Genomic DNA, 25,952 nt, shown 5'->3' with positions numbered 1-25,952 from the left:
CTTTTTGCTTATTAGGTGTATCAATTGTAATCATAAATTTCCCTCCTTAGAAACGTAGCTAGCTACACTTTTAACTAAAATAAGGCAGGTTATTGCAAATTATTAATCATCTGATGCAAAACCTGCTGAAAAATTTCGTAATCTGACTCTCTAATATTATCTCGTAATCTTGATTCCATCTTCTTAGCTGGATCCTGAATTATCTTCAGATTTTCTTTCATAAATTTTTGCCCTTGAGTCGACAACATTAAAAGAATTTGACGTCTGTCCTGATCGCTTGTAGTTGTTTCAACTACATTCAATGCAACCAATCGCCGAATTATTCCTCGCACGGTAGGGTGACTAATTTTGAACTTTAATTCAATTTCTTTTTGGGTTACCGTCTTTTGATGATCATATAAAAAGGCTAAAATTGAAATTTGGGTCCCCGTTAAGTTAATTCCATTGGCAACTAATTGAGCATTCATCTTTTTTTCAATCAAAATACTCAGAGTTTTGATTTGAGGTCCAATATAATCTTGTGTAGGTAGTCTTTTTGACTTCATTTTTGAGCATCCCCTCTCTCAATATGTGTAGCTTGCTACAGATTATTAAATAATACAAGAAAAAGCACAGGATAATGATAATTTATCATTATTCCGTGCTTTGTTTTCAAGTTCAATTTACCAAACTGAAGCCCATTTGTGGACTGCGTCGTTTGTATTTTATTTAGGTAATATAACTTATGTCAGTGACCTAAAATTAACAATTAATCATTTGCTAACGCTGTTTTCTTCCTTTCTTTTAATACATAACTAGCAAGTCCTAAAATTAATCCCACAATTCCAAAACTCAGCCAGCCAAACCCTAAGCTGAAAAATGGGAAGAACCGTTGAGCAAATTCAAGTAGCGTTTGCAATAATTGACTTTCATGCAAATTAGCAGGTAACGCATTTAACATATCAAAGAATGCCGGAATCAGAGTTAATCCAGTTGTAATTCGGTAAACTAACGGATCCTTTTTAAATAGTGGCGAAAGCAAGCCTAAAATAATTAAAGTAATTGCTAACGGATAAAGGAACATTAGGATTGGCGTTGACCATGCAATGATTTGATTAAGACCTAGATTAGCGAATAAGAATGACAGCCCGCAGTTAAATCGCAAAAATGTTCGATAAGAAATTTTGGGGAATCGACGATGGAAGTCTTGCGAAAAGGCAATTACGAGCCCCATTGCAGAAGTCATGCAAGTAACAGTAGCTAATGTTGCTAAGATCGCATCTCCAGCTGTTCCTAAGTAATAATGAGAAATTTGGGCAAGCGTAATCCCACCATTTAATGCAGGTTTAAATTGGTGTAAGCTAGTCGCTCCTAACCAAATTAAAGCTAAGTAGATAATTGCAACTCCACTGATTCCCCAAAAACCACTTTTAGCCGTTGCAAGCGATATTTGTCGCAATTTTTTAATTCCTAATTCTTTAATTGCAGTAATAATTGTAATTCCAAAAGCTAATGCGGCTAAACCATCCATAGTATTATATCCTTGTAAAAAGCCATTAGAAAAAGCATGATTTGTATATGCCGCGGTTATATTAGCAGTACTACCAGCGCCTAACGGATTACTGAATGCTAGTAAGAAAATCAGAAATAGTAATCCTAGAAATAAGGGATTTAAGATTTTACCGATTAAAGTAGCAATTTTACCCTCATGATTGGAAAAAAGATAAACCAAACTAAAGAAAATTGCTGAGTAGATTAATAGTCCCCAAGAATTAGCTGCCTTAGATAAATAAGGAGCAATCCCAATTTCATAAGGAACGGTTGCCGTCCGGGGCGTTGCAAATAATGGTCCCAAAGTTGCATGAACGAGGATTAAAAAGATTAGTGCATAAGTCCGACCGTTCGGCAGTGCAAGGTCATAAATGCCGTTTGACTTGGTAATGCTAATTGCTAGCAAGGCCATCAAGGGAATCAATACTCCAGAAATAAGAAAGCCACTACTCGCTATTAACCAGTGACTACCAGCTAGCTGACCCAAGTGAACTGGGAAAATTAGATTTCCTGCTCCAAATAACATTCCAAAAATCAATGATGCAATAATTATCGACTGTCTAATACTCGCTTTAGTTGTTTTCATTTTAAACATCCCTCTCAGTAATAATTAATTAAACTGGTATAAAAAAACGTCCTCATAAGCTAACTACTTACAAGGACGCTATCACGCGTGTTACCACCTTATCTTCAGAGTAATATCACTACTACTCCCTTACCCCGTACATAGCAAAAAAACTAGATACGTTGACGCTATAACGGGCGCACCCGGCTAAGGCTACGATTGCTCTCACCTGAGCCACTCCTAGGCTACTTTCACTATCCTTTACTATTCCCACTCGCACTAATTTGGGTTCGCTGACTAGTTAAAGAAAAGCTAATTTCCTATTCTCAGTGGTTATTCATACCGTTTATTTGCTAAATACTTTACATGATTGATTATAAAATGTCAAGATTTTTCTAATGTTTTTTTAATATTTCGTTGAGCGCTCATTAAGTCAAATATGACATTAAACTATTGTACTCGCTAAAAATAAGGTTAGTAGTGCCATTACTTTCTAAGTAAGCGTATTTGACATAGATCATCAGACTTTGTTAGCTTGAATATTAAGAAGGAAACTAATTATGACAGAAATCAAACTTATTAAATCACCATTTAAAATTGGCAATCATCCTTTTAACGATGCTGAAATCGTGAAACAAGTTGCAAACTTTTATCAATCAGTACCATTTTATCAGCCAACACCATTAATTAATTTGAAGCAGTATGCTAAAAAGAATAATATCGGTAGTCTTTATGTAAAAGATGAATCTCAACGATTTAGCAAAGCTCTAAAAGCCTTTAAAGCTACCGGTGGTTTATACGCAATGGCATATTGTATTGCTAAGCAAGCCGGATTAGCAACAAAGTATTTGAAATATTCTCAATTAATGACACCGTTGATAAGAAAAGTCGCTGACCAAATCACTTTTTATACTGCTACTGATGGTAATCATGGGCGCGGTGTGGCTTGGGCGGCCGAAAAATTAGGCACTCACGCAATAGTTAAGATGCCTGCAGGTTCAACTAAGATACGTGCAGAACATATTGCTGCGTTTAATAATGTGAATGTAGAAATAACAGATAAAAACTACGACGATACTGTTCAGCTTGCTGACAAAGATCCAAACGGGATTTTAATTCAAGATATGGCTTGGGAAGGCTATACAGAAATTCCACAAGCGATTTCTGCAGGATATTCTATTATCGTCACCGAAATTCTTAGACAAATAGACACCGACAATTATCCTACACATATCTTCTTACAAGCAGGAGTCGGTCAATTATCATCTGGAATTATCGATGCCTTATATAGTTTATTGCCAAAAGATAAACGCCCAGTAATTACAATTGTTGAACCAGCAACTGTTGCCTGTTACTATCTATCCGCACAGGTAGCGGATAATAACTTGCACACCGTTCCTGGATCACCTCGCACGATTATGGCTGGGCTAAATTGTCAGACACCAAGTTTAATTTCATTTCCAGTAATTCGTGATACTGCCAGCTTTTATGGAACACTGACAGATAACGTTGCACGAATTGGAATGCGCACCCTATCAACCCCCATTGGAACTGATTCAAAAATTATTTCCGGTGAATCTGGAGTTGCAGCCTTTGCCTACGTTAATGCCGTTCTCCAGGATCAACACCTCCGTGATACTCCCGATTCTGCAAGATAATCGAGTCCTGCCGTCATTGAGAGAAGGGAAATCACCATGAATACGTGAGAGTACATGAGGACGAACCCACGTGAACGCTGGTGGTGATTAATAAGTAGTTCGTCCTGAATAATATATGCACCAAACATTGTCACCAGTAGTACAAAAATTAATGCAGGAAATAGCTGAATTATCGAACCATTGAAATAGCGCGTAATATTAACTAACGATTCACCAAAAGTAATGATAATAATTAAGCCGAGTCGTTCTACTAAGTGCGGAAAGTTCACGTTCTTTGGAACAAATTGTTGATACACAGCTAATGGCATTAAAAAGCCAATCAAGCCACCTAATACACACAGGAAAATGCCATAGTGATAACCTATTAGTAAGCCGCTTAACACAGCAATCAATTCTAATATTAAGGTTACTGCAAAGGCCCGGACATCATGATCACGCATCGGGTGTTTTCCCGAACCACAGAGGTACTGCCAAATTAAACCAGCAACTATTAGTACCACTGCCGAATTAAAAGTTCTAAATGTGACCGACCATTCAGTGTTGATATTATTAGCAAGATAAGTCATTGTGATTAGCAAACCAATTGTATCAATGATGCGACTTTTGCCGAAGCGATTAATATATAATGCCTGATAAAGCCAAATCTGCATTACCATAATAACAACAAAAACAAATTCAATATAATTAAATAGCGGAATACCACCTGCAACGGGATGATGAATCATTGCGGTGATTTTAGAAATTGCATAGACAAAAATCAGGTCATAAAATAGTTCCAACATTGAAACTCGTTTAGCGATGATTTTTTGCAAAACGCTCCCCTCCCTTTATACTTGGTAAGTTTCTATTTATCCATTATAAAAGATTTTAATTAACGATTTAAGCGATCAAGAGCTAATCATGAAATTTAAATGTTTTCCGGTTAGACTATCATAATTTTCTTTAAAAAAGTCTTTAAATTGCCACGACTTATGATAAAATGCTAACGTTAATAAATACTAACCAGTTATATTGTTCGTAAATATCGAACATTATAAGGGAGAATTAGAATGGATAACGACATTGAAAAAGTTTTGTATTCTCAAGCACAAATTGATCACAGAATCGACGAATTGGCAACTACCATTTCTGCTAAATACCACGATGAATTTCCAGTAGTTGTGCCAGTGATGACTGGAGCAATGATGTTTGCGGCTGAATTAATGAAGAGACTTGATTTTAAGCTGAATATCGATTATGTCGATGTTTCCAGCTATGAAGATAGTTCTAAATCGTCAGGTAAAGTACGTTTGTTACGTGACCTTTCCCATGACGTTAGTGGTAGACCAGTTTTAATGGTTGAAGACATTATCGATACCGGACATACTTTAGAGTTTTTGAACAAACTGTTCGCTAGTCGTGGCGCAAAGAGTGTTGAAATTTGTTCACTTCTGGATAAACCTGAACGTCGTGAAATACCTGTAAAAATTGATTACCTTGGTTTTACAGTTCCTAATGAATTTATCGTTGGCTATGGTCTTGATTATAATGGCCTTTACCGTAATCTTCCCTATGTCGGTGTGTTAAAACGATCAGTTTATGAAAAATAATAAAAGAGAATAACCCGTAACTATTAGCTCAGGGAGATCCCTTCGAAGTAAATTACTGGTTATTCTCTTTTATTATTTTCTGAATAGTTATCACTATCAAGCCCAAAAGGATAGCCTCTTTGAAAACTATAATTTACTGATCGTCGACGACCACACCATTACGATCTGGATGTAAAACTTCAATGCGATCAGATAATCCTTTTTTACGGAGTGCTTCAATAAATGCTGCCGTTTTGTCTGGGATAATCATTGTCATAACCGTGGGACCGGCTCCACTTAAGTATGTCGCTGCACCATAAACATGACCTACTTGCCGAATTGGCATTAACTCCGGTACTAATTGTGCCCGATACTGTTCATGGAAGTTATCAGCCTCCATAAGTTCACTTACCAATGAGTAATCTTGTTTAAATAAAGCTGCTACTAATGTATTAGCAACTGCACTAGCATGGATGGCAGAATGGTAGTCTAACTGACGTGGTAAAACTGCCCGAGCTTTTTTGGTTGCTAAGCTATACGCTGGAATATAAGCAACAAAATCATATGGTGGTAAAGGAGCTTCCACAGCATCGAAATGCTGGTCAATGTTAGTCCCAATCACTAAGCCACCAAGGATTGCTGGAGCAACATTATCAGGATGGCCCTCTATTTGACTGGCAATTTCTACCTTAGCTGCCTTGGTTAATTTGAGATTTGCTAGTTGGTTTGCTAATTCAATCCCAGCAACAATTGCGCTGGAACTGCTTCCTAACCCATGAGTAAGCGGAATATCACTGCTGACTTCAAGATGTTGGGGCGAGAGTTGGGGCGCAACCTGGAGAGCCGTTTGAACGATCATATTATGCTCATCATGCGGTAAATCTCCTAACTGGTGATCGACTTGCCATTCTTTAGCAGATTCCTTAACCGCTACATTTAAGTATAGTGAAACCGCAAGTCCAATCGAATCAAAACCTGGGCCAAGATTGGCACTGGAAGCAGGAACCTTAATTTTCATTTACTCATCCCCCATTATTTTAAAACCTTATAAGCAGCATCAAGATTAATGGTTGGTTCACTAGCAATCTGTGCCTTAAATTCATGTAACTGCGACCCGCTCATTGCATGAGTAATAATTACTATCCGAGCTATTCCATTTGCTTCTGTTTGGGTAATTTGGCTAAAACTGGCATTAATCTCTGTCATAATTTGCGTTAACTTAAGCATTTGACCAGTTATATCCGGCATCGTAATGGATAAAAAGTATGGATATGCAACTTGATCAGTAGTAGCTGGGATATAACGCTGCTGATAATTATTAAAGAAGTTACCGTTAGTTTTTAACACAAGATTCTTAGTAACTGAAGTGATATCACTTAAAACACTATTTGCTGTCGGCAATCCACCTGCACCACGCCCATAAAACAGGGTGTCTCCTACCGCTTGACCAGTGACCATTACTGCATTGTATTCATTATTGATGGTAGCTAACGGATGATCTACTGGGACCAAAACCGGAGCTACTTCGACAAAGACACCATCATTAATTACCCGCGAAATCCCTACTAGCTTAATTACATAACCAAATTTCCCCGCTTGTTGAACATCGAAGGCGCTCAATCGGTCAATTCCAGTTACGTTAAAATCATTAATCGTTAATTGAATACCGAATGCAAACTGACTAAGGATTACCATTTTAAATGCAGCATCTTTTCCAGTAACGTCATTCGTTGGATCTGCCTCAGCAAAACCTAATTTTTGTGCTTCGCGTAATGCCTTTTCGTACGACCACCCTTGCTGACTCATCTGTGTCAAAATGTAGTTAGTGGTTCCGTTAACAATTCCCTTGACCTCCGTTATTTTGTCAGCAGAGAAACTATTATTAATTGTCCGTAAAATTGGAATTCCCCCAGCGACACTTGCTTCATACATTAGATCGCAATCATTATCATGGGCTAGTCGGCTTAATTCTGGTCCATATGTTGCAATCAAGTCCTTATTTGCCGTTACAACGTTTTTTCGGGAGCGTAATGCCATTTCAATATAGTCTTTTGCAGGGTGGATTCCACCAATCAGCTCTACCACAATTTGAATTTCTTGATCATTGATAATTTCCTGAATATCAGTCGTTAACTCGATTCCTCCCTGGACTTTCTGATGACGCTCGGGATGTTTTACTAATACTTTTTTAACATTAAGTTGCCGACCGGTGACATTAGCCACCTTATCTTCATTATTCTGAATCATTTGTAGTACGCCAGATCCAACTGTTCCAAGACCTAGCATTCCTATCTGAACGGTTTCCATAATGCCACCTCATTTTCTCATTATTTTTTCATTTTCCGATTGTAACATACAGTTAAGACAGGTACAATATCAAACAAAGAGTTACGATTTTAGTCATAATTGGAGGTAATGATATGCAATACCGTAGTACACGCGGCCCACTAGATAAAAACTTAAACGCACCCCAAGCCATTATTAAGGGGCTAGCAGATGACGGTGGTTTGCTAGTCCCCACCAAATTTCCTTCTTCATCTTTACCGATCGAAAACTTACCTAAGATGACTTATCAGCAAATTGTACACCTGATTCTAACCCTGTTTTTCAACGATTTTACCCCTGATCAGCTACAAAAAAGTATCGAGCAGGCTTATGGCGACCAATGGGATAGTCAACAAATTACCCCTATTTCTAATAGTCATTCAAATAATTACTACCTAGAACTTTTTCATGGACCGACTTTAGCCTTTAAAGATGTTGCACTGCAAATTCTTCCCTATCTAATGACCTCAGCAGTTACTATTGAACAAATCAGTAATAAAATTATTATTTTAACTGCTACTTCTGGTGATACTGGAACAGCAGCTATGCGGGGATTTAGTAATCAGTCTGGTACACAAGTAATTGTCTTTTATCCTCATGGGGGAGTTAGTCCCGTTCAATTGAAACAAATGTTAGGTCAACGAGGGAATAACCTTACTGCTATTGCGATTGAAGGTAATTTTGACGATGCCCAAACTGAAGTTAAACGAATTTTTAACGACACCACATTTAATCAGCAACTACAACAAAACAGCTATCAATTCTCCTCAGCTAATTCAATGAATATTGGGCGCTTAATTCCACAGATTGCCTATTACTTTAGTGCCTATGGTCAACTGGTAAATAAAGGTAAAATTCAGGTCGGTGATGTCCTCAATTTTGCGGTCCCTACTGGTAATTTTGGCGATATTCTAGCTGGCTATTACGCTAAAAAGTTAGGATTACCAATTAATAAATTGATTTGTGCCTCTGATGAAAATAATGTCCTGACCGACTTTTTCAAAACCGGGGAATACAACCGTCAGCGTCAGTTTTACTTAACCAATTCACCTGCAATGGACATCTTAGTATCCAGCAATCTAGAGCGATTATTATTTGATTTAGCTGGTAATAATGCTGAACTAATTAGTAAATATATGGATCAATTAGTACAAGAAGGTCATTATCAAGTCAACTCGGTTATTAAGGCGCAGTTAGATCGTCAGTTTGCTGCCGGATTTGCAACTCAGGATCAAGTCGTCCAAGAGATCCACCGGGTTTATAAAGCAGATGGTTACCTAATCGATCCGCATACGGCTGTTGCTTCATTCGTTACTAATCAATACCAAGCCAGCCATAATGATAAGACACCAACGGTCATTGTATCAACGGCTAGTCCGTATAAATTCCCCGAAACAGTTTACAAGGCTATTACAGGACAAGTTGTTTCGACACCAGGACTAGCAGCCATTCATAACTTGCAGAAAGTTGTCCAACAACCGCTAAGTAACAATGTTCAAGCCTTATTCAATCAGTCAATCCGAGCTGAGCAAGTAATCCAGCCAACCAAAATGGAAGAAACAATTAGCAAGTTACTTACTTCAACGTATTAATAATTTTGATCATTTTAAATTAACCGAAGCACCCTAGAAATATTCGCAATTCTAGGATGCTTCGGTTTTTGCTAATTGTTACTATAAGTTCTTCTTAAAGAAACTATCAATCTTATCAAACGGAATGTAGCTATGATTGCCACCATCGTATAAATCAGTATGGGTTGCGCTAGGCACAATCACTAATTCCTTGTTGTCACCCTTTAATTTCTTAAAGGTATCTTCACCCATGTAGCGTGAGTGGGCTTTTTCACCATGAACAATCAAAACTGCATTCTTAAGGTCTTCAGGATGAACTAAGATCTTAGTATTCATCCAAGCTGGCTGACTCTGCAAGACCCAACCTTCATTGGAGTTGACGGAACGCTTGTGATAGCCACGTTTAGTCTTGTAGTATGCACTGTATTGCTTAACAAAATCTGGTTGATCATCAGGAGCTGGGTAATCATAGCAACCACCGGCTTTAGCTAAATCCTTTTTACCATATTCTTTGGTCCGTTGCTCAGCAATTTGTTTTTTGCTTGCATAACGTTTTTCCGCGGTTCCCTGATCGAAGTAGCCCCATGAGCCGACACGTGGCATATCATACATCGTTACCGCAGCAGTCGCCTTAATCCGGGGATCAATGGCGGCAGCATTCAGGGAAATTCCTCCCCAACCACAAATCCCGATAATGCCAATCTTTTCTGGATCAACATGATCTAAGTTACTCAAATAGTCGACTACTGCTTGATAGTCTTCAGTGTTGATATCTAGTGAGAAGACATCACGCACATCTCCACCACTTTCACCAGTAAAGGAAGGATCAAAGGCAATTGTCAAGTATCCCCGTTCCGCCATCGTTTGAGCATACAAGCCACTAGACTGTTCCTTCACTGCCCCGAAAGGTCCAGCCACTGCCAATGCGCCGGTAACTTGCCTTCGTAGTTCTTCGGTGTGTATTGGTCTGCTGCTAAAGTAATACCAAAGTGGTTAGTAAAATTTACTTTTTTGTGATCAACTTGATCGCTTTTAGGAAATACCTTATCCCATTCTTGAGTTAAATGTAATTCTTGCATTGTTATCTCTCCTTGTATACGTATGAAATATTTTCTCTTGCTGGAATATCGTGAGTAATAATTGACCCAGCACTAATTACTGCATCAGTTCCAATATGAACATTCGGCAAAATAATTACGTTTCCACCAATTTTTATATAGTTAACTGTCTTTATTATATTTTCTCTTTGCTATGATGTGAAATACTTATATAATATGGTTAAAAATAGCTTTTAGTTATGGGAGAGGATCATATGGAACTTCGGGTTTTACGTTATTTTCTCGCTGTTGCCCAACAACGAAATATCACCAAAGCTGCTCGAGAACTACTAGTATCTCAACCGACATTATCAAAGCAACTAGCAGATTTAGAAAGTGAACTTAGTGTCAAATTATTTATCCGTGGGCATCGGCAAATTACTTTAACAGACGAAGGCGAGTATCTCCAAGCCCGGGCAAAAGAAATTATTCAACTTGCGGATCAAACAGCCACTAATATCCAAAAGGAACAAGTTGTTACTGGAACGCTCTCAATTGGTGCTGGCGAAAGTATTGGAATGCAGCGAATCATGGAAGTACTAAGCGGGATTATTCAGGACTATCCTGATGTTAAAATTCGGCTAGTTAGCGGAAATGCTGATGAAATGGAAACTGCATTAAAACACGGTACCATTGATTTTGCGGTCTTAATGGCTCACCGTAGTCTTGACAGCTACCATCATCTTCAATTACCGGAAACTGATCGGTGGGGATTAGCCATGCAAAAAGACGATCCCCTTGCTCAAAAAAATGTTATTGGGTCCGCTGATCTTATTGGTCTTCCGCTTCTGGTATCCGAGCAAGCTCTTGATAAACACCGCTTCCAAGATTGGTGGGGTAACGTAGGAAAAGAAATTAACATTATCGGTACTTACACGTTAGTTTTTAATGCGGAGTTAATGGTTAAACAAGGGAGTGCCTACATCCTTACTTTCGATAACCTCCTCAACACTTCAAACAACAGCGAACTCACCTTCCGGCCGCTTTCACCATCTATTTCTGAATCAACAAACATTATTTGGAAAAAGAATGTCACCCAGTCTAAAGTGGCTAAGTTATTTACCCAACGTTTATTGGCATCATTAGACTAGAATAACAATATAAATACTCCGGTCCAGCTACTGAGGTTGATTGTTGGTCCTGTGATGGCTTATATTTTCCAGACAAAGCTCTTTAATATCCTTGCAGTTGATAATGATCTTGAGATAGTTCAACAGCAAATTATTAACAACCTAACAAAATAGGGTTCGTGGCATTAACTGCTACGAACCTTATTTGTTCGATATAGAAAATAATTAAAATTTGACTTTCATTTCTGATGTGCCAAAAATAGCACCAACGATAATTATATTTTTCTTTGAATTAATTCGATAAAAGATTCCATAACTACTGCCAATCAAAAGTCGATATGTCTGTTCAGTAAAGCCATACAAATTAGTAACATCTTGACCAAGTCTTGGAAAATCTTTCAATAACCTAATCTTTTTATCAATATGAAACGTAAATTGATCGATCTTTTCTGGTGATAATTTTAGCTGGGTTTGCCAATATGAAATAATTTGATCTAATGAAGTGGCAAAGTGACTGGTATATTTAATCTTCATCTTGTCCCCAACCATATTTTCCAAAGCGCTGCTTCATATCTTCTTCAGTAAGTAGCTTATCAGACTCAAATGATTGCTCAATCATTTTTCGATCATGTTCTATATCAGCCGAATTTGCAATAGGACGATACTGAATTGTCCCATCGTCTAATAGTTGTGGTTCAAATAATGCATTTTCACAGACCTTAAACTGAGCGGGGACAGTTAAAGTCAGTGAAGTACCCTGCCTTCGTGCCTTAACAGTTTTATATCTCATCATACCCACCTCACATATAATTATAACATAATTATATGTGAGACTTTACTTTACATCCTTAGGCAACAGACCATCTGGATTTTTATCAAGAGCACCGACGATTTCGTGAGCGGTGTATGGTTCTTCCAAATATGCCACTTCATCTGGTGTTAATTCGATCTCAACGGCCTTGGCAGCATCATCTAAATATTGCTTTTTAGTGGCGCCAATAATTGGTGCAGTAACGCCCTTCGCCCACTGCCAAGCAAGGGCAATCTGTGACATCTTAACATTATGCTTTTCCGCTAATTTTGCCACCCGTTTAATAATCGGTAAGTCTTGTTGTTCGTCATGATCATACTTAGAACGAGCTGAAGTATCAACTTGACTACGCTTCGATGAACTATCCCAGGTTGACCGCGCAAGGTGACCACCAGCCAGTGGACTATATGGCATTAACATTACCCCATCTTGTTTACAAATCGGAATTAGCTCACGTTCATCTTCGCGGTAAAGCAAGTTATAGTGGTTCTCCATTGCCACAAATTGGTGCCAGCCGTTTTTCTCCGCAATGTGTTGCATGTTTTGGAACTGGTAGCCATACATTGCAGACGCACCAATCGCACGAACTTTTCCTTCTTCAATAAGGTTATTAAGTGCTGCCATTGTTTCTTCAATTGGGTGATCATAATCAAATCGGTGAATGATATATAGGTCAAGGTAGTCAGTGCCTAAACGCTTCAAAGTTCCATCAATTTCACGATTGATTGCTTCCTTTGACAATCGTCCATCATTAAAATACACCTTGCTGGCAATTGCTACTTGCTCCCGCGGGATTTGGTGCTTCTTTAATGATTTTCCAATAAATTCTTCACTAGTCCCTGCACCATAGACATTTGCTGTATCGAAAAAATTGATCCCTAAATCAAGCGCATGCTGCACCATCTTATCAGTTTGATCCTCGTCTAAAATCCACCGATAAGTTTTAACCGCGGGAATCCCAAAACTCATCCCGCCGACCGCTAACTTGGAAATCTTGATGTCTGTTTCTGGAATATAACTGTACTTCATCTCAGGCACTCCTCTCACTTTATTAATTATCAGTATAGAGGCTGTCAATAATGATGTTAAATACTTATAGCAGATAGCTATGTATTCAGTTAATGTATACCAATCTACTAACAATTGTCAGCATTAAACTAATAACTAATCATTAAAAGAAGAAATAACCAGGAAAAATAAAACTTTTTCCGGTTATTTCTTCTTCCTTATTGGTTATTCTATTGTCTTGGATTATTACGATTTAAGACTTAACGGCGAATTAGGTCAAGAACTTCCCGATTTTGCGGTAGTGCTGAATGCTGGGCCAATTTTTCGGTAAACTATGACCTGAGTATAGTGCTTTACGATTCCTTAACAAATATACTTTGCCGCTAGAACACTACCTGTTACCAAAGTTGCGTCTGTAAACAGATGTCGCCAAAACTGCATCTGTGGTAACCATTGACGAACACGAAAAATGTGGCTAGAAAACCATTGGTCGCTGAAGGATTTTAATGAATGTTCGTTCATTAATCCAGGCAGCCCACTTAACAAACCACCGTTCTTTTTTCATAAAATGTCATCCTTTTTTATTATAACCAAATTTTATTATAACCAAAAAGAAAGACTGAGTTCATCCTCGCCTCATATTACTTGTTATTTCACGGCTCACATTAAGTCAGCAGAGCGTGCACGAATGTATTGACGAAATGTTTCATCACCTAGTTTCGGTAATGATACAATAACAGAGAAAATAACCATGTAAAGGAGCGATAAATTGAATTTCCTCGTCATTAATATGGAGGCTCTGACACTAGGTAGCATCGTCCTCCCCAATATTATATTCATGCTTTACTTCATCCAGCAGGGGCGAACAGCCGTTGTCGCCCTCCCGGTGATTTTCTTTTATGTGATGGCTAAAACCGTTCCCTACGCAATCCGCTCGTTTGGCAACGTTAAAAATCCCTACCGGATACTATTGACTAGTAGTTGTCTCGCTCTTGGTGGTGTTGGACTAGCATTTTTTAAACCACTTCTTCCAGAAGGCGCCACCCTATTAGGCATTGGAATGGGATGTCTCAAGCCCGCCTATCAACAGTTGAAAGATGAGTATCACCAACAGGGAACATGGCACTATTCACGGGCATCCTTAGTTGGAATTTTTTACTTATTAATTATCCTTGGATTGGGAATGTGGCTGAGTTATTTCACGCTTGCTGCCTTTATGGGTGAGCTGTTCTTGATGATTGTCCTCGGTATTATTCTCGTTATTAAGCTTCCCACCCCTTGGCCAGGGACGTCTGCTTTCTCTGGTCCATTCAATTGGCGACCGGTAATTGCCACCCTAATAATCTTTGGAATAGCAATGGGAGCACGTGGTTTGAAACAGACCGGTAGTCTTCCACTAACCTTCCTTACTTTAGGAATGTGGATTATTATGCTGATGGGCTTCGGCCAACTACAAAGCCGATTTAAGTCATCGCGTCTCTGGACTTTTTGGACAAGCGCTACGACCAACTTTTTACTAATCTACAGCCTTTTCTACTTTGACACCCTCAATCTGACACCGCAATTATTCCTTGCATATGGGCTGTTTATCTTAGCAACGATTGGTGGATTGCTCCTGAGTCCCCGCTTACGCAACCGCGCATGCTGGCGGATTATCTTTCCCGGAGCTGCTGTTGGACTGCTGTTCTCTCTTTTTCCGAGTAATTGGTGTTTCTTAGCAGGCCTCTTCATCACCAGTCTTTGTTGTAGTAGCATTAATGCCTTGACTTGGCCATTTTATCAAAATGACTCCACGATTCCACCGCTGAATAATCGATTCATCAGACAACACTTTAACATCCTTGGCACGGTTATTTCCCAGATAACCCTAATCAGTCTGTTGATCATTACTAACTTTCTCTTTAATGATCATGGTCGCCAGATCCTCCACGCTTATTACGCTCACACGCCTAACCATGCGCTGGGTGAACCACTTTGGTTGACCCGAGTTATATGTGTTGCCCTACTAGTCTTTATGATGGTGTTCTTAATTAATCGGCAAAGTCTAGATAACGATCACTCTTAAAGTCTTGACTGATATTCAAACAATCATTGACACTTATTTATGATTCCGATATATTGAGATAAAAATTTTGAAAGAGAATTGCTCATGCTTAACTATTTGGATTCACGAAATCTCTCTAAAATTTGTTGGCTTTCAGCAGTTACCATAATAATCGGTGCCCTTTTAGGAACTGATTCTACTCTTCCAGGAGTATTGCCTTATTTTGCCTTCATTTTCTTTGGCGGTATTTCACTTTATCTTCAATATGGACGAGGAATCTTAGCCGCAATACTAGAGAAGCCTAAAAAAGGATCATGGAAACTAGTTATACCGGTGTTAATAATCTCATACGTTATCGCCTTTATTTTCTTGGGAATCGGTAATTTATTAGGAAACCAACCCGTAACTAATGGCGCAACTGGTTCTGGACCGGTTGCAACTCAATTAATTCGCTTATTCTGGATTTGTATCTCCTTAATTGGTGAGGAAATCATCACCGCAGCATTAACGTTGCCGTTTGTCTCACTACTAATGAAACGAGTGAATAAGCGCCAAGCTTGGATTTACGGTGCAATCATTTGTTCCTTGCTATTTGGGATGCTTCATTTTCGTGCTTACGATTGGAACCTATATCAAATGCTAGTCCCAATTGGTTTAGGACGGCTTCCTTTTACATGGCTATGGGTGAAAAGCGATAGTCTTTGGCCGGCGGTGATCACCCATATCCTATATGATGTTTTAATATTTTTACCCGCAATTCTATTTGGCATTTAAAAAAACTGGAAATCATCGCTAGTAACACGACTGATTTTCCAGTTTTCTTATTTAATGAATGTTTTTACCGAGCTCGTATGCTTCCTGAGCATGTTGAGCTAACTTCTTTTCGTTCCAGGAATCCGCTGCCAGGACACTACCAACTTGATCCCATCGCATGTAATTAAGTAACTGCTTAAAGTATAGCTTTAATGAAGCAAAAGCATCTTCCTGACCATAGCCAGAAACTAGAGTGATTGCCTTTTTACCGCCATGTAATTCATGATTGTAATTATAGAAACGATCGATTACCGCCTTAAGGGCAGCATTAACACCATAATAGTAAAGCGAGCTAACAAGAACAACAATGTCAGCATCTAATAGCTTAGGCATCACTTCTTGCTTAATAATGTCATCTGGTTCCACTTCAATTTCTTGACCTGGATGATTATCTTCTAGTTGAATCATTGAAAATTCATTTGTTCGCCGTCCAGCATCAAACCGATATACTTCGTTACCAGCCTCAGTTGCTCCTTTAACAAAGGCGTCTGCCAACCTTTCTGATGTTCCCGGATGGTGAGGACTACCGGTTAAAACTACAATCTTTTTCATTTGAATCTCTCCTTCCTTGCTTCATTCTAATTAGTTAATAAGAAAAAGGAAAAGACTTAATTCGAATGATAGTTCATGCAAAAAAAGTAATATTTATAGGTCAATAATTTCCGGATCATACCCTTGTTCTTTAATAAACTTCATTAAATCAGTAGTCTTAATAAAGATGGTATGAGTATTAACATTCGGATGGAAAGTCAAAATTGGATCTTCCGCTAACATATCCTGATCAAAATATACTTTGATATTATGTTCCTCACTGTTCATCAAGCCAAATGGTGAAACCACCCCAGCATGGGATCCTAGTTGTTCTTGTAAATCATCTGGACGCGCCATTGATACCCGCTTGGCGCCTGTTAATTCTTGGAACTCCTTAAAATCCATTGGCTTCTGATCATCCATAATTACTAGGTAAAAATGCTTCTTCTTTCCCTTCAGAAACATCGTCTTTGTCCGAACACCCTCATGACCTTCAATATATTTGTCTGCCTGCTCAGTTGTTTCAGCAGCTGGGTGATCGACCATTCCATATTTAATTCCTAGTCGATCAAGTTCATTAATTACCTGTTCATACGTTCCTTCAGTCATAACTATCACCACCATTTTAATAATTATATTATATCATTTCATGGTCAAAGAATACCTTCTTAAATACGAAGGTTATTTTCAAATTAAAACAAAAAATATATTTTATATTTAATTAAATCCTGTAATTTAGATGGTTTTCTCATATTAAAACTGCTAAAATCATCTTTAGAAAGCGCTTTATTAGGCATAATAAAAAGTGTTGGCTATTTTGAAGAGCTTTACGCTAAATATAAAAAGGATAGTGATAGTTATGACAGAACCATTATTTTTAAAACCAGTCTTTCACGAAAAGATTTGGGGTGGTCGTCGGTTAGCTGAAGATTTTAATTACGATATTCCAGACGGGACAATTGGCGAATGCTGGGCAATTTCTGGACATCCCCACGGCCCTAATGTAATTGAAAATGGTGAATTCAAGGGACAACTGCTTCCAGATGTTTACGCCAACCATCCAGAAGTATTTGGTAATCCAAAGTCAAAAGTTTTTCCGCTGTTAACTAAGATTCTCGATGCTGAAGCTAGCCTATCAGTTCAAGTCCACCCAGATAATGCGTATGCCGAAGAACACGAGCATGAACTAGGCAAGACCGAATGCTGGTACGTTATCCATGCAGATGAAGGAGCCTACCTGACTTATGGTCATACTGCTAAGACTCGTGAAGAACTTAAAGAAATGATTAACAACCATGAATGGCAAAAGCTCTTCGATAAAAAGCCTGTTAAGACTGGTGACTTTGTTTACGTTCCATCAGGCACTCTCCACGCCCTTAATAAGGGAATCGTTGTCCTTGAAACTCAACAAAGTTCGGACACTACTTATCGCATTTATGATTATGATCGAGTTGACAAAAAGACTGGCAAGAAACGTGATCTACACTTGAAGCAATCAATTGATGTTACTACTGTTCCATTCAAAGAACCTGAACTACATATTACCTCTGAAAAAATTGGCAATTCTGAAGTAACGACTTTAATTACCCAACCTGATTCACCATTCTTTAGTGTTTATAAGTGGGATGTAAATGGTAAATTAACAAGAAAGCATGAACATGGGTCATACACCTTAATGTCAGTTATTGATGGTGAAGGGACTCTAACCGCTGATGGTAAGACATACCCATTAAAGAAAGGTGTTCATCTTCTAATGCCGGCAACTATTGATGAATGGCAATTGGATGGTAAGATGCTGATTATCGCCTCTGAGTCGGTAGAATAGTATTAACTAATATTTAATAAAATATGGGCTAGCAAAAATGAGAAAAACAATCTCTAGTTCTGTTAGCCCATGTTTTTATTGCGAATTATAATTTCAAACTTAAATTTATATTAATATTCCCTAGTCAGCCAGTTGCTCATAGTAGCTGTCATCGACCTTTTCCAACCACTCACTAGTGCCCTTGGTAATCGCAATGTGGGAGAACCAGGAGTCCTTAGTGGCGCCATGCCAGTGCTTAACGCCTTCGTGAATTGCAACCACGTCACCGGGATGCAACTTCCGAGCGGACTTACCTTCTTCTTGGTACCAGCCTTCCCCGGCAGTTACCAGGAGAATCTGGAAACCATCATGGTGGATGTGCCAGTCGTTCCGGCAGCCGGGTTCAAAGTTAACGTTGGAGACATTGATATCGATATTATCATCAGGAGAAACCAAGCCATTGAGATAGCTTGTTCCAATAAAGTATTTCGCGAAAGCAACATTTTTGTCACCAAAGCCAAACATATCATTTTTTACAGTTTCTTCATTCTTCGTCATAAAAACGTCCTCCTTAATAAGTCAAAATTCAATTTCTTGGTTACTCTTAGCTTATAAGAAAAGTATCGCTATGTATAATACTTATTATAGGTGACTAATCATTCAAAAATCGAATTATAATTTTCGAAGCCATGACGCTAACGAACTTGGACTGTATTTAGGGGTTGTATGAGTTAAAACGTGATAGCCATCAGCAATCTTTAACTTACCAGCATGAGCAACAAAATTAGCTTGATAATTGCCCGTATCACTCCAACCGGTACTAAATGGAACCACCTTCCCCTGATAATCCCTTATCATTCTCAAAAGGCCAACAATCGGTGAGGACACCTTACCATCCCAAACTGGTCCGCCAACTAGAATCGTATCGTAGTAGTGCAGTTCTGGTAACTCAGTGATAATCTGCGGAAGCCGACCATTCTGGTTATCAGATTTAAAGATTCTATCTATTTCTTCCATATCGTCAGGAAAATATCCTTGGGAAACTTGAAGGCGAAGAATATCGGCTCCTGTTTGCCGGTGAATCGCACTAGCCAGCTTAGCAGTATTGCCAAACTGTGAATAGTAAAGAATTAAGACATTTCGTACCATGTTTATCTTCCTTTCCGGAAAACTAATCAATTTACGTTATTCAGATTTTAGCTTAAAATAGTACTATCTATTCACTATCTGAATCGAGGAATCCCCATTATGGATACAAGAGTAATTAAATACTTCTTAACTGTAGCACAAACTAATAATATTACCCATGCAGCACAACAACTTCACATTACCCAGCCAACCCTGTCGCGACAAATGATTGATCTTGAAAAAGAACTCGGGGTCACTTTATTTGACCGAAAGCAGCGACGAATGGCTCTAACTAGTGAAGGAGTTCTTTTTCAACAGCGTGCCAGCACGATTCTTTCGTTACTTGACCAAACAAAGCAGGAACTTCAAAATACCGCGGAAGAATTAACTGGTGTTCTTAACATTGGCTGTGTTGTCTCAAGGGTCTCCAAATTTGTAATGCAGATCGTTAGCAGCTTTCAGAAAAAGTACCCGAACGTTAGCTTTAACCTTTACGATGGCAATGGCGACCTGCTCCGTCAACGGTTGGATTCGGGTTTAGAGGACTTTGCTGTGTTAATCGAGCCGGTTGAAGCAGCTAAGTATAACTTTATTGAGTTACCGGTTCATGAACAATGGGGATTAATCGTTAAAAGCGCTGACCCATTAGCAAAAAAGCAAGCAATTACTAAGAGTGATCTCTACAAAATACCACTAATCGCCCCTACCCGGAATATTGTCCGTGATGAAATCAGTGATGTATTAAAATTAGACCAAACAAAGCTGAATATCATGGCAACAAATAACCTGCCAAGCAACGCCTACGAACTGCTAAAAGCCGGTAACTATTATATGTTGGGAATTGAAGGAATTGTTAACTCATTCCACGATCCTGAATTAACGTTTATCCCCTTCTCACCGCACAAAGAGACTGGTCACGTTCTTGCATGGCGAAAAAACACGGTCGTTACTCCCGTAATGGAAAAGTTTCTTCAAGAATTTGCTGATCTAACAGAAAAATTTTGAAAGATTGAATTTATAAAATAAACGACTTACAATAAATTATCATTATCCTAAGGAGTGAAATCAATGCTATATAACGCAGCACTAGTTCTTGAAGGTGGCGCTTTTCGGGGACAGTATACCGCTGGTGTCTGTGACACGTTCCTCGCTAACCACATTGAGTTTAGCAGTGTCATTGGAGTTTCCGCGGGTTCGCTGAACGGTGTTAATTTTGTGGCTAAACAGTACGGTCGAGCAGCTAATATTAATATTGATCACCGTCATGACCGAGATTACATTTCCATGACCCGGCTCTTCAAACGTCAAGTAATCAACATGAACTACTTGTTTGAAGATCATGGACTTTCATGGCAAAACTTCGATGAACGAGCCTATATAAGATCTGCTTCACACTTCACTGCCGTCGCAACTAAACTCCAAGACGGTAAAAAAGCACTCTTTACAGACTTAACGGGGGAAAAGTTAAAACAAGTTTTGATCGCTTCTTGTTCAATGCCGTTTATGATGGATCCAGCACCCACTCCTGATGGGCTTTGCCTGGATGGTGGAATTGCGGATTCAATTCCCTTTGATGTTGCTCAAGAACAAGGCTATGATAAAATTATCGTTGTCCGGACGCGTGATATTAGTTACCGAAAGAAGCCATCAAGTCGACCAGTTTGTCAGTTATATCGCCGTTATTTTAAGGATTATCCCCAGTTTGCTGAAGCAGGGATCCTTCGTCCAGAGGTTTATAACCAACAAGTAGCACAAATTGAACACCTCAGAAGGACAGGCCAAATCTTTAATATTGCACCTCAACATCCCATCAAGGTTGGTCGAGTTGAAAGTAACGTTAAAAAGATCCGTAAATTATACGAAACCGGTCAACAAGAAGCCCGGCAACTATTGCCAAGCTTGATTGACTATCTTAATGCTTAAAACCGCTTTCTATGTTATTATAATAGTATGTTAATAAACAGCATTAGGGGTGTCTGTTTGCCAGACTGAGATGTATTAAGATATATGGACCCTTGAGAACCTGTTAAGCTAGTACTTGCGAAGGAAAATGCTAACTCAATATTTAAAAACTAGAGCTGTTAGTTAACTATAAAAACTAGCAGCTCATTTTTTCTAGGAAGTGAGATTTTGACCAAGTTACAACTAGAATTACTAGAGCGAGTTCGTCAGCAAAACCCGGTTGTTCTAACAATCCCTAACATGGTAACGCCAGACAAGGTAGCTGATGGACTGAGTACGATTGGTGCTTCACCCATTATGTCCCTAGCACCACAAGAAGCAGCAGAAATGGTGAAATTAGCTGATGCAATTACGATTAATCTAGGAACCATTCACGAAGAACAGGCTAACGAGATTACAACGATCCTCAAAAATAACCAAGATCAAAAGCCAATGGTGCTTGATCCGGTTGCGATCGGTGCTAGTCATTACCGGTTAGCTTTTGCAAAACAATTATTACAAGATCACCACTTTACTGTTATTCGAGGAAACGCTGGTGAAATTGCTGCTTTAGCGAATGTTAACTGGCATTCACGAGGAATTGACGGTGGAAGCGGACAAGCTGATCTTCACGAGATCGCTAAAGTAGTTGCTCATCAATATCATTGTATTGTCGCCCTTACTGGTAAATCAGATATTGTAACGGATGGCAATAATACTTTTGTTAATCTGCTTTCTACTAGTTATTTCGTAACTAATGTGGGAAGCGGTGATGTTCTTTCTAGTGTTATTGCTGCTTATCTCGGTGTCAGCAAGGATTATTATGCAGCTGCCTGCACAGCAACTAAAGTTTTTACTGCCACGGGAGTCAAGGCGGCTAGAGAGTCAACCGGCTTTGGTCAATGGCAAACCAAATTCCGGGATGAACTAGCAACAATTAATTCCAGCGAAGTTCTTTCAGTATTGTAATAAATAAAGGAGTTAATAATAATGACGAATGATTTTCCTCAAGCTCTAACGATTGCTGGTACTGATTCTGGCGGTGGTGCCGGAATCTCTGCTGATTTTAAAACAATACAAATGCGTGGTGTCTTTGCCACAATGGTTGTTGTTGCGGTAACAGCTCAAAATACCCTTGGCGTTCAGGATGCCCTAGCAATGCCACCAAAATTAATTGATGAACAGTTTTCCTCCCTAGCTGCTGATTTTAAGATCCGGGCTTGCAAAACGGGAATGTTAGCTGATCCTCTCCGCGTTAAAACCGTTGTCAACAACCTCAAGCGATATGATTTTGGTCCATTAACGGTAGATCCCGTGATGATTGCTAAAGGTGGTGCTAAACTTTTAAGTGATGATGCAATTAGTGTGGTTCGTGAACAACTATTACCACTTGCTGATTTGATCACACCTAACCTTCCAGAAGCTGAAGAATTAGCTCAAATGCAGATCACAACAGAAGCTGAAATGGAAGCTGCCGGACAACGTCTTCAATCGATGGGAGCCAAGAACGTTCTGGTTAAGGGTGGTCATTTTTCAAGTGATGATGAAGCAAACGACTTTGTATTATTAGCTGATGGTCACTCATTTTGGATGACTGCCAAGCGGAAGCAAACTCGGAATACTCATGGTACTGGTGATACTATTTCTTCTTGTATCACTGCTGAACTCGCTAAGGGCAAATCAATGGAAGACGCCCTCAAAATTGGAAAGGCCTATGTTGAAGCTACGATTAAGCAAGGCATTAATGTTGGTCACGGTCATGGCCCGCTAAACCATTGGGCAAAAATAAGGAGCGATAATAATGAACTTTAATCCAAAAATGTTACAAATATACCTTGTCGGCGGAACTCAAGATACCCACCACGATTCCTACGAATTCCTCGCTAAAGTAGAAGAAGCAATGCAAGCTGGAATTACCGCATTTCAATATCGAGAAAAAGACAGTTCAACCATGACTGCTGATGCACAACTAGTTATGGCAAGGCGCCTAGTCGAAATGGGAAACCGCTACTCAATCCCTGTTTTGATTGATGATGATGTTCAAATGGCATTGCGTGTCGGTGCTGATGGTGTTCATGTTGGTCAGGATGATGAAAAGATTGAGCAGGTAATTAAAGAAGCAGCCGACAAGTTAATTATTGGCTATTCATGCAACACGGCTGCTGAAGTTGAAAAAGCAAATCAATTATCTGCCATTGACTACCTCGGTTGTGGTCCGGTCTTTGAAACCACGTCAAAGGTCGATGCGGATCCTGTCTTGGGCCTCACTAAACTTAAAGAACTAAATAAATTGAGTACCCATCCCCTAGTTGCAATTGGCGGCCTTTCTTTAGAGAACATTCCAGAAGTTTTAAAAACTGGTGTAGCTGGTTTATCAATGATCTCCCTCGTTTTGAATAGTAAAAACATTACGGAAACCATCGAAAAAATTAAGACATTGGTAAAGTAATTAGTATTTTATCGTAAAATTAACGACTATTAATTAAGACTAGTAGCGCCTATAATGAAAGCGTAACCATTTAAAAGAAGGTGTTTGCAATGTTTTTCATCGATACCAGCAGAAACGGCAAACCAGTTCATGATGCTCTGGTAAACCAATCATTAGACAACTATCTAATTAATGATCTGAGGCTAAAGGGTCATGGCTTAATTTGTTATATTAACCAGCCATCCGTCATTATTGGCGTTAACCAAAACGCTTATGCCGAAATTGACTTACCCTATCTCAAAGAGCACCAAATCGAATTAGTTCGTCGGTCAAGTGGTGGCGGTGCCGTTTACCATGATTTTGGCAATTTAGTATTCGAAAATATTGTTGTTGGCGATACTAGTAAATTCGGTGACTTTCACGCAATTGGCGATCCGATTGTTGACGCTTTGCATGATCTCGGTATTAGTTCAGCTGAAGTCAGTGGTCGGAATGATATGACAATTGATGGCAAAAAATTTTCAGGAATGGCGATCGTTAAGGGCGACAATTCGTATGCTGCTGGTGGGACCGTAATGTTTGACCTTAATATGCAGAATGCTAATGAAGTACTTACCCCAGAACAAGATAAATTAGCTTCTAAGGGCGTTAAATCAGTGAATGCTCGAGTTACTAACATCAAGCCCTACCTGCCTGAGAAGTACCAGCATTGGACAACCGAAGACTTTAAGGAATACTTGCTTTGTCACATGTTTGGGGTCGATTCGATGGATCAGGTAGAAACCTACCACCTTACTGATCACGATTGGTCAATTATTGACTCTCGACTAGATAAGCAATACCGAACTGACTTATGGAATTACGGTCATAATCCTGGATTTGATAACTATGTTTCTAAACATTTCCCAATTGGGACAGTTTCTTTTAATTTTAATGAAAGCAATGGTGTTATTACTGCCATTAAAATTTATGGCGATTTCTTTACGACCGGAGACCCGGCTATTATTGAACATAATTTAAACGGAACTAAGTTAGATTCTTCGTCCTTAATTTCATCGCTAAAACAATCCAACCTTGAAGCTAACCTTGGTCAAATTTCACCCGAGGAACTAGCAGACTTAATTCTGAGTAGGAAGTGAGTTAAAATGTTACAACAATTTTTTGCCTGGATAAAGTCCTTGTTTAGCAAATCATCACCTATTCACCATGAAGATAATGGCTTATGGTGGCAACAAACTGGTACCATTGTTAAAGTTGGCTTAAGTACAGAGATAATCAAGGAGCTTGCTACCATTACCTTTTTAGATACGCCGCGAATTGGCGAAAAAGTTACTACTGACTCACAGCTGGTTGACATCGAAGGCGGTAAAGCAGTCGAAACGTTCAAATCGCCAGTTAACGGGATCATTAGCCGAATTGCAAGTAATTATCAAAGCGATCCTGCTAGTCTTACTGGAAAAGCAAACCCCACCCTATTAGAAATTAAAATCAAATAATAACTCGTAGCTCAAAAAGGGTGTAATAGAAGCAGAAATTTCATTCTGCCTTTATTACACCCTTCTATATTAATGCTTTATTTATTTTCATTAATTGACGCTGATGAAACACCATCAACGACTTGTCCTTCTACGACCCCGTGCTCGAAGACATGTTGCTCACAAAGCTGACAGATATGTTCAACATTTTCTGTCACTTGTAATGCTCCTAAATAATGACCATTAGGCTTACGGATCGCATAATAGCGAATTAAAGTTCGTTGGCCATCCATTATCTGAGGTGACTCAACCATATCCTTTTCCTCTGTCTTCAACATTTTTAAGACCTGCTTAACCATTGGGATAACTCGTTGGGGATGACAACCAAGAACATTATGACTAAGGCGCTGATGAAGACGCTGATCATCACGCCAGCTATTTGGCGAATACCAAACATACTCATCGTCCGCATTAATATAATCTAATTCATATGGCATTGTCCGAAATAAGGCATCAACCTCAGCTAAAGTTAATTTACCACTGAAAAAATTAATCGTGGCATCATCCATAAATGGTAAATTCATC

The 25,952-nt window shown here is 39.0% G+C and carries 28 protein-coding genes, 1 pseudogene and 1 riboswitch; of the genes and pseudogenes, 14 read left to right on the top strand and 15 right to left on the bottom strand.

From position 1 onward, the window contains the following. Positions 1–89: 89 nt before the first annotated feature. Together N4627_RS04660 and brnQ are read right to left on the bottom strand one after the other, a co-directional pair. Positions 90–545: a MarR family winged helix-turn-helix transcriptional regulator gene (locus tag N4627_RS04660; RefSeq protein ID WP_191337007.1), complete on the bottom strand. Its 456-nt coding sequence runs from the start codon at positions 543–545 to the stop codon at positions 90–92. A 203-nt stretch (positions 546–748) separates the two neighbouring features. Further along, positions 749–2,116, bottom strand: a complete 1,368-nt coding sequence (gene brnQ / locus N4627_RS04655) for a branched-chain amino acid transport system II carrier protein (RefSeq protein WP_098044832.1) — start codon at positions 2,114–2,116, stop codon at positions 749–751. A 539-nt stretch (positions 2,117–2,655) separates the two neighbouring features. Here brnQ and N4627_RS04650 point away from each other — a divergent pair. Then, the gene (locus N4627_RS04650) at positions 2,656–3,753 is read left to right on the top strand and encodes a diaminopropionate ammonia-lyase (protein WP_260963899.1); all 1,098 of its coding nucleotides are present in this window, start codon (positions 2,656–2,658) and stop codon (positions 3,751–3,753) included. On the opposite strand, the gene N4627_RS04645 is transcribed toward N4627_RS04650, so the two are convergent. Further along, a complete protein-coding gene (locus N4627_RS04645; protein WP_260963897.1) occupies positions 3,717–4,565 on the bottom strand; it encodes a low temperature requirement protein A in 849 nt (282 codons plus the stop codon). The two genes, N4627_RS04650 and N4627_RS04645, sit on opposite strands and share 37 nt — an antisense overlap. Before the next feature lie 237 nt (positions 4,566–4,802). On the opposite strand from N4627_RS04645, the gene hpt reads away from it, so the two are divergent. After that, positions 4,803–5,342 (top strand): hypoxanthine phosphoribosyltransferase, encoded by a 540-nt coding sequence (gene hpt, locus N4627_RS04640; RefSeq protein WP_260963895.1) that lies wholly within the window; start codon positions 4,803–4,805, stop codon positions 5,340–5,342. A gap of 133 nt (positions 5,343–5,475) precedes the next feature. Here hpt and thrB read toward each other — a convergent pair whose 3' ends face one another. Continuing rightward, positions 5,476–6,339, bottom strand: a complete 864-nt coding sequence (thrB, locus tag N4627_RS04635; RefSeq protein WP_098044836.1) for a homoserine kinase — start codon at positions 6,337–6,339, stop codon at positions 5,476–5,478. A gap of 14 nt (positions 6,340–6,353) precedes the next feature. Further along, on the bottom strand, positions 6,354–7,628 hold the full coding sequence (locus tag N4627_RS04630) for a homoserine dehydrogenase (protein WP_098044837.1): 1,275 nt from the start codon (positions 7,626–7,628) through the stop codon (positions 6,354–6,356). A gap of 113 nt (positions 7,629–7,741) precedes the next feature. Between N4627_RS04630 and thrC the strand changes: the two genes are divergently transcribed. Then, positions 7,742–9,238: a threonine synthase gene (gene thrC, locus N4627_RS04625; protein WP_098044838.1), complete on the top strand. Its 1,497-nt coding sequence runs from the start codon at positions 7,742–7,744 to the stop codon at positions 9,236–9,238. 81 nt (positions 9,239–9,319) lie between these two features. Here the strand turns inward: thrC and N4627_RS04620 are convergent. Beyond that, positions 9,320–10,296: pseudogene (locus tag N4627_RS04620) on the bottom strand (alpha/beta hydrolase). 233 nt (positions 10,297–10,529) lie between these two features. Between N4627_RS04620 and N4627_RS04610 the strand changes: the two are divergent. Then, positions 10,530–11,405, top strand: a complete 876-nt coding sequence (locus N4627_RS04610; protein ID WP_098044840.1) for a LysR family transcriptional regulator — start codon at positions 10,530–10,532, stop codon at positions 11,403–11,405. A gap of 204 nt (positions 11,406–11,609) precedes the next feature. On the opposite strand, the gene N4627_RS04605 is transcribed toward N4627_RS04610, so the two are convergent. From N4627_RS04605 to N4627_RS04590, 4 genes are all read right to left on the bottom strand, one after another. Then, entirely contained in the window at positions 11,610–11,918 is a 309-nt protein-coding gene (locus tag N4627_RS04605) for a type II toxin-antitoxin system RelE/ParE family toxin (protein WP_158227452.1), read from the bottom strand. Continuing rightward, positions 11,908–12,177 (bottom strand): toxin-antitoxin system, encoded by a 270-nt coding sequence (locus N4627_RS04600; protein ID WP_240411495.1) that lies wholly within the window; start codon positions 12,175–12,177, stop codon positions 11,908–11,910. Before N4627_RS04600 ends, N4627_RS04605 begins: the two co-directional genes overlap by 11 nt. Before the next feature lie 42 nt (positions 12,178–12,219). Next, on the bottom strand, positions 12,220–13,224 hold the full coding sequence (locus tag N4627_RS04595) for an aldo/keto reductase (protein WP_098044842.1): 1,005 nt from the start codon (positions 13,222–13,224) through the stop codon (positions 12,220–12,222). 639 nt (positions 13,225–13,863) lie between these two features. After that, positions 13,864–13,989: a hypothetical protein gene (locus N4627_RS04590; protein WP_260965066.1), complete on the bottom strand. Its 126-nt coding sequence runs from the start codon at positions 13,987–13,989 to the stop codon at positions 13,864–13,866. A gap of 52 nt (positions 13,990–14,041) precedes the next feature. Here N4627_RS04590 and N4627_RS04585 point away from each other — a divergent pair, with 52 nt between their 5' ends. Both N4627_RS04585 and N4627_RS04580 read left to right on the top strand, forming a co-directional pair. Continuing rightward, positions 14,042–15,268, top strand: coding sequence for a hypothetical protein (locus N4627_RS04585; RefSeq protein WP_260965065.1), 1,227 nt, complete (start codon positions 14,042–14,044; stop codon positions 15,266–15,268). 84 nt (positions 15,269–15,352) lie between these two features. Then, complete coding sequence (locus N4627_RS04580; protein WP_098044844.1) at positions 15,353–16,021, top strand: CPBP family intramembrane glutamic endopeptidase; 669 nt, start codon at positions 15,353–15,355, stop codon at positions 16,019–16,021. Between the two features lie 51 nt (positions 16,022–16,072). Here N4627_RS04580 and N4627_RS04575 read toward each other — a convergent pair whose 3' ends face one another. Together N4627_RS04575 and N4627_RS04570 are read right to left on the bottom strand one after the other, a co-directional pair. Beyond that, positions 16,073–16,612, bottom strand: coding sequence for a flavodoxin family protein (locus N4627_RS04575; protein ID WP_260965064.1), 540 nt, complete (start codon positions 16,610–16,612; stop codon positions 16,073–16,075). A 93-nt stretch (positions 16,613–16,705) separates the two neighbouring features. Next, positions 16,706–17,200 (bottom strand): prolyl-tRNA synthetase associated domain-containing protein, encoded by a 495-nt coding sequence (locus N4627_RS04570; RefSeq protein WP_040531182.1) that lies wholly within the window; start codon positions 17,198–17,200, stop codon positions 16,706–16,708. Between the two features lie 250 nt (positions 17,201–17,450). Here N4627_RS04570 and manA point away from each other — a divergent pair, with 250 nt between their 5' ends. Continuing rightward, positions 17,451–18,416 (top strand): mannose-6-phosphate isomerase, class I, encoded by a 966-nt coding sequence (gene manA, locus N4627_RS04565; RefSeq protein ID WP_040531179.1) that lies wholly within the window; start codon positions 17,451–17,453, stop codon positions 18,414–18,416. A 120-nt stretch (positions 18,417–18,536) separates the two neighbouring features. Here manA and N4627_RS04560 read toward each other — a convergent pair whose 3' ends face one another. After that, entirely contained in the window at positions 18,537–18,953 is a 417-nt protein-coding gene (locus N4627_RS04560; protein ID WP_098044846.1) for a cupin domain-containing protein, read from the bottom strand. A 114-nt stretch (positions 18,954–19,067) separates the two neighbouring features. Continuing rightward, positions 19,068–19,544 carry a flavodoxin family protein gene (locus tag N4627_RS04555; RefSeq protein ID WP_260965063.1) on the bottom strand — a complete coding sequence of 159 codons (477 nt, stop codon included), beginning with the start codon at positions 19,542–19,544 and terminating at the stop codon, positions 19,068–19,070. Between the two features lie 99 nt (positions 19,545–19,643). Here N4627_RS04555 and N4627_RS04550 point away from each other — a divergent pair, with 99 nt between their 5' ends. The 7 genes from N4627_RS04550 to N4627_RS04520 all read left to right on the top strand — a co-directional run bounded on the left by N4627_RS04550 (position 19,644) and on the right by N4627_RS04520 (position 25,388). Continuing rightward, positions 19,644–20,528: a LysR family transcriptional regulator gene (locus N4627_RS04550; RefSeq protein ID WP_003717063.1), complete on the top strand. Its 885-nt coding sequence runs from the start codon at positions 19,644–19,646 to the stop codon at positions 20,526–20,528. Between the two features lie 63 nt (positions 20,529–20,591). Beyond that, positions 20,592–21,446 (top strand): patatin-like phospholipase family protein, encoded by an 855-nt coding sequence (locus N4627_RS04545; RefSeq protein WP_003717062.1) that lies wholly within the window; start codon positions 20,592–20,594, stop codon positions 21,444–21,446. Between the two features lie 35 nt (positions 21,447–21,481). Then, a riboswitch (TPP riboswitch) is annotated at positions 21,482–21,589 on the top strand. A 64-nt stretch (positions 21,590–21,653) separates the two neighbouring features. Continuing rightward, positions 21,654–22,433, top strand: a complete 780-nt coding sequence (gene thiM / locus N4627_RS04540; protein ID WP_003717061.1) for a hydroxyethylthiazole kinase — start codon at positions 21,654–21,656, stop codon at positions 22,431–22,433. A gap of 21 nt (positions 22,434–22,454) precedes the next feature. Beyond that, positions 22,455–23,276, top strand: coding sequence for a bifunctional hydroxymethylpyrimidine kinase/phosphomethylpyrimidine kinase (thiD, locus tag N4627_RS04535; protein WP_098044848.1), 822 nt, complete (start codon positions 22,455–22,457; stop codon positions 23,274–23,276). After that, positions 23,266–23,913, top strand: coding sequence for a thiamine phosphate synthase (thiE, locus tag N4627_RS04530; RefSeq protein WP_191337015.1), 648 nt, complete (start codon positions 23,266–23,268; stop codon positions 23,911–23,913). Before thiD ends, thiE begins: the two co-directional genes overlap by 11 nt. Before the next feature lie 89 nt (positions 23,914–24,002). Beyond that, entirely contained in the window at positions 24,003–25,031 is a 1,029-nt protein-coding gene (locus N4627_RS04525; protein ID WP_098044850.1) for a lipoate--protein ligase, read from the top strand. A 6-nt stretch (positions 25,032–25,037) separates the two neighbouring features. Beyond that, complete coding sequence (locus tag N4627_RS04520; protein WP_003717057.1) at positions 25,038–25,388, top strand: hypothetical protein; 351 nt, start codon at positions 25,038–25,040, stop codon at positions 25,386–25,388. Between the two features lie 77 nt (positions 25,389–25,465). On the opposite strand, the gene N4627_RS04515 is transcribed toward N4627_RS04520, so the two are convergent. Continuing rightward, positions 25,466–25,951: a PAS domain-containing protein gene (locus N4627_RS04515; RefSeq protein WP_003717056.1), complete on the bottom strand. Its 486-nt coding sequence runs from the start codon at positions 25,949–25,951 to the stop codon at positions 25,466–25,468. Position 25,952: the final 1 nt, after the last annotated feature.

This window comes from Limosilactobacillus vaginalis, assembly GCF_025311515.1.
In the GTDB taxonomy this organism is placed as follows: domain Bacteria; phylum Bacillota; class Bacilli; order Lactobacillales; family Lactobacillaceae; genus Limosilactobacillus; species Limosilactobacillus vaginalis.
This window is presented reverse-complemented; position numbering and strand designations above follow the sequence as displayed.

What these genes read in the sequence shown, in the direction of transcription:
- N4627_RS04570 (WP_040531182.1), bottom strand. Translation starts at nt 17,200, where the DNA reads ATGACTGAAGGAACGTATGAACAGGTAATTAATGAACTTGATCGACTA.
- thrC (WP_098044838.1), top strand. Translation starts at nt 7,742, where the DNA reads ATGCAATACCGTAGTACACGCGGCCCACTAGATAAAAACTTAAACGCA.
- brnQ (WP_098044832.1), bottom strand. Translation starts at nt 2,116, where the DNA reads ATGAAAACAACTAAAGCGAGTATTAGACAGTCGATAATTATTGCATCA.
- N4627_RS04650 (WP_260963899.1), top strand. Translation starts at nt 2,656, where the DNA reads ATGACAGAAATCAAACTTATTAAATCACCATTTAAAATTGGCAATCAT.
- N4627_RS04580 (WP_098044844.1), top strand. Translation starts at nt 15,353, where the DNA reads ATGCTTAACTATTTGGATTCACGAAATCTCTCTAAAATTTGTTGGCTT.
- N4627_RS04595 (WP_098044842.1), bottom strand. Translation starts at nt 13,224, where the DNA reads ATGAAGTACAGTTATATTCCAGAAACAGACATCAAGATTTCCAAGTTA.
- N4627_RS04575 (WP_260965064.1), bottom strand. Translation starts at nt 16,612, where the DNA reads ATGAAAAAGATTGTAGTTTTAACCGGTAGTCCTCACCATCCGGGAACA.
- N4627_RS04610 (WP_098044840.1), top strand. Translation starts at nt 10,530, where the DNA reads ATGGAACTTCGGGTTTTACGTTATTTTCTCGCTGTTGCCCAACAACGA.
- N4627_RS04590 (WP_260965066.1), bottom strand. Translation starts at nt 13,989, where the DNA reads ATGACGAGGAAATTCAATTTATCGCTCCTTTACATGGTTATTTTCTCT.
- hpt (WP_260963895.1), top strand. Translation starts at nt 4,803, where the DNA reads ATGGATAACGACATTGAAAAAGTTTTGTATTCTCAAGCACAAATTGAT.
- N4627_RS04630 (WP_098044837.1), bottom strand. Translation starts at nt 7,628, where the DNA reads ATGGAAACCGTTCAGATAGGAATGCTAGGTCTTGGAACAGTTGGATCT.
- N4627_RS04660 (WP_191337007.1), bottom strand. Translation starts at nt 545, where the DNA reads ATGAAGTCAAAAAGACTACCTACACAAGATTATATTGGACCTCAAATC.
- N4627_RS04555 (WP_260965063.1), bottom strand. Translation starts at nt 19,544, where the DNA reads ATGGTACGAAATGTCTTAATTCTTTACTATTCACAGTTTGGCAATACT.
- manA (WP_040531179.1), top strand. Translation starts at nt 17,451, where the DNA reads ATGACAGAACCATTATTTTTAAAACCAGTCTTTCACGAAAAGATTTGG.
- N4627_RS04560 (WP_098044846.1), bottom strand. Translation starts at nt 18,953, where the DNA reads ATGACGAAGAATGAAGAAACTGTAAAAAATGATATGTTTGGCTTTGGT.
- N4627_RS04605 (WP_158227452.1), bottom strand. Translation starts at nt 11,918, where the DNA reads ATGAAGATTAAATATACCAGTCACTTTGCCACTTCATTAGATCAAATT.
- thiD (WP_098044848.1), top strand. Translation starts at nt 22,455, where the DNA reads ATGACGAATGATTTTCCTCAAGCTCTAACGATTGCTGGTACTGATTCT.
- N4627_RS04545 (WP_003717062.1), top strand. Translation starts at nt 20,592, where the DNA reads ATGCTATATAACGCAGCACTAGTTCTTGAAGGTGGCGCTTTTCGGGGA.
- thrB (WP_098044836.1), bottom strand. Translation starts at nt 6,339, where the DNA reads ATGAAAATTAAGGTTCCTGCTTCCAGTGCCAATCTTGGCCCAGGTTTT.
- N4627_RS04525 (WP_098044850.1), top strand. Translation starts at nt 24,003, where the DNA reads ATGTTTTTCATCGATACCAGCAGAAACGGCAAACCAGTTCATGATGCT.
- N4627_RS04600 (WP_240411495.1), bottom strand. Translation starts at nt 12,177, where the DNA reads ATGATGAGATATAAAACTGTTAAGGCACGAAGGCAGGGTACTTCACTG.
- N4627_RS04550 (WP_003717063.1), top strand. Translation starts at nt 19,644, where the DNA reads ATGGATACAAGAGTAATTAAATACTTCTTAACTGTAGCACAAACTAAT.
- N4627_RS04515 (WP_003717056.1), bottom strand. Translation starts at nt 25,951, where the DNA reads ATGAATTTACCATTTATGGATGATGCCACGATTAATTTTTTCAGTGGT.
- thiE (WP_191337015.1), top strand. Translation starts at nt 23,266, where the DNA reads ATGAACTTTAATCCAAAAATGTTACAAATATACCTTGTCGGCGGAACT.
- N4627_RS04520 (WP_003717057.1), top strand. Translation starts at nt 25,038, where the DNA reads ATGTTACAACAATTTTTTGCCTGGATAAAGTCCTTGTTTAGCAAATCA.
- N4627_RS04585 (WP_260965065.1), top strand. Translation starts at nt 14,042, where the DNA reads ATGCTTTACTTCATCCAGCAGGGGCGAACAGCCGTTGTCGCCCTCCCG.